Below are 691 nucleotides of genomic sequence, written 5' to 3'. Positions count from 1 at the left end.
CCATATAGGTTATTTCAATTCAGACTCAATATTGACCCATTTTACACTCCAGTTTTTTTCTACGAAATCACCGGTTGTGAAAAAGAGATACTTGCCATCTGGTGTTATATATGGATTGCCTTGCCCCAAACTATTGATCGCCTCACTAAATCTTTTTGTTTTTGTCCAGTTACTCTGCCCATCATTGAAACTTACTTGTAAATCAAGTTCATTTCCTACAGTAGCAAAAACAAGGAATTCCTCATTTGGTGAAATATAGGGTGTACATTTTCTAGTCTCATGGGGTAATGAAACTGCAATTCTTTCTGCATTTTCAAATTTGCCGTCTACCTGTTTTGAGCGATAAATATCCATTTCACTAAAGTCTAAGTTACTGACATGGAAATATAAAGTCCCTGCATTAGTAACTGCAGGGTGAGATACTAACTTGTCTCTCAAGTTGGGGATATCAACAAAAACCGGTTCGGTCCATTCTCCATTTTCTTTGTCTGATTTCCAAATATGCCAGGTAGCACTGACACCATCGACATTAGCCGGGCGTGTTGAACTAAAGTAAATGGCATTACCATCAGGAGAAAAGCTCATCCCATGCTCGTTATACTGGCTATTGAAAAAGGCTTTCTCGGGTTTAGACCAACTATCATTTTCCCTACGAATTGTAAAGACCGTGAAATTTTCAAAATCTTTATCA

The 691-nt window shown here is 37.8% G+C and carries 1 protein-coding gene; it reads right to left on the bottom strand.

What is annotated here, in order from left to right:
- Nucleotides 1–9 precede the first annotated feature (9 nt).
- Nucleotides 10–691, bottom strand: a 682-nt coding sequence (locus E1176_RS00365) for a PD40 domain-containing protein (protein ID WP_155208612.1), incomplete at its 5' end; no start/stop codon positions are given.

It is taken from the genome of Fulvivirga aurantia (genome assembly GCF_009711475.1).
Lineage (GTDB): Bacteria > Bacteroidota > Bacteroidia > Cytophagales > Cyclobacteriaceae > Fulvivirga > Fulvivirga aurantia.
Note: the sequence above shows the minus strand (reverse complement) of the source record. Positions and strands in the feature narration are given on the sequence as shown.